Raw genomic sequence first — 1,921 nt, forward strand, 5'->3', positions numbered from 1 at the left:
GTAGTTGGGCAAAAATCTACTAATCCTTGTGCGGCCCTTGATTCTGCTTTGGCTAAACATAAATGGGTGCCAAGCATTCCGCATGCCGAAGTGCTTAAATTGATGCGGGAACATGATATATTAGTTTTTCCTTCACTTTTCGAGGGCTTTGGACTTGTTATTACAGAAGCGATGTCACAGGGAACCCCGGTTATTACAACAGAACGTACAGCAGGTCCTGACCTTATAAAAGACAATGAAAATGGTTGGATAGTAAATGCGGGATCAACAGAGCAACTTAAGTTAGCCATAGAATATGTGCTTAATCACCCGGAAAAAATAGCCGAGGCAGGGTATAATGCTATGGAAACGGCAAAACTTAGGCCCTGGAGTTTTTATAGTGCCGAACTCGCTAAAGCCGTTCGTGAGTTATTTTAAACTATTAAACGTGAATACATTTATATAACGTTTAAATTGTAATTTGCAATGACTGGTTGAGTTGATAATTCGATAGTCTTTATGAAATAAATGGAAGAAAAATTAGAGTTGAAAAGCAGAACGAGATTTACAAAATCCAAAAGTACGAAGCCTTCTCTTAAAAGGGGGGAGAAACAAGCGTATGATCCTAATGCAGATCTTAAAAAGGGTATTTGGTTATATTTTTTCCTTTTAGTTTTTGAGGGCGCATTAAGAAAATGGATTTTACCCGGGTTGGCAACACCACTGTTACTTGTACGAGATCCGGTTGCATTATGGATCATTTTAACAGCATATAGCCGGGGACTGGTTGTTTCAAATCTATTTTTAACAGGCACCATCTCAATTGGTATAATTGGAATATTTACTTCTGTTTTATTTGGCCACGGTAACTTGATGGTTGCACTTTATGGTGCCCGTGCTTTCGTGTTGCATTTTCCTTTAATATTTGTTATTGGTCGTATTTTTAATCGCGAGGATGTATTGAAATTGGGTAAAGTAGTAATTTGGTTTGCCACACCGATGGCATTATTAATAGCAATGCAATTTTATAGTCCCCAATCTGCATGGGTTAATAAAACAATAGGTGGGGAGACCGGCGCGGGATTTACCGGGGCATTGGGCTTTTTCAGGCCGACAGGAACTTTTTCATTTACCAATGGCAATACACTTTTTTTTAGCTTGGTGGCTTGTTTTGTACTTTATTTTTGGCTCAATCCTAAAAGTGTCAATAAATTGATTTTAATTGGAGCTACAGGAGGCTTGCTGATGTCAATTCCGCTTTCAATAAGTCGAGGTTTATTTTTCGGTATTGGAGTAACTGTAATATTTGTAGTTTTCGCTGCGTCTCGCAAACCCAAATATCTCGCGAAAATGCTGCTGGCTGGTGTTGGGATATGCGTTTTACTTCTTTTGGTGAGCCAATTCGGATTTTTTAAAACAGCCTTAAATGCTTTTCTTGTTCGCTTTAATACTGCAGATGAATCCGAAGGTGGGGTCCAAGGCGTTTTATTGGATAGATATTTGGGAGGTTTACTTAACGCCTTTAGTTTTTCGTCTGCAACACCTTTTTTTGGATATGGTTTAGGTATGTTTAGTAATGTAGGCAGTAAGTTACTATCAGGCAGAACGGTTGGAGGAATTGCCGAGGGTGAATGGGGGAGAATGATCAGGGAGTCGGGGCCTCTTTTTGGGCTTTTATTGATATTTTTTCGATTGGGTGCTGGTATTAAAGTAACCGTAGCAGCTTACAAAAAGTTAAATAAGGGCGATTTATTACCTTGGATATTGCTGAGTTTTTGTCTGTTGCTTTTACCGCAGGGCAACTGGTCGCAGCCAACTTCGCTGGGTTTTAGCACTCTTATTGCGGGCTTAGTTTTTGCAGCAGCCAGAAACCAGGTAAAGAAACCAAGTTATCCAGTTTTAGATGAAAACATTGGTACTATTCGCAACAGGGGAATTAAGT

The 1,921-nt window shown here is 39.5% G+C and carries 2 protein-coding genes; both read left to right on the top strand.

What is annotated here, in order from left to right; all coding sequences use genetic code 11:
- On the top strand, nt 1-417 hold a 417-nt coding region (locus AC1DPZ_RS26295; RefSeq protein ID WP_477409073.1), incomplete at its 5' end, for a glycosyltransferase family 4 protein.
- Nucleotides 418-507: 90 nt separating this feature from the next.
- Nucleotides 508-1,921, top strand: a 1,414-nt coding sequence (locus tag AC1DPZ_RS26300) for a hypothetical protein (protein ID WP_477409075.1), incomplete at its 3' end; no start/stop codon positions are given.

It is taken from the genome of Mucilaginibacter sp. P4_G9, from assembly GCF_056400985.1.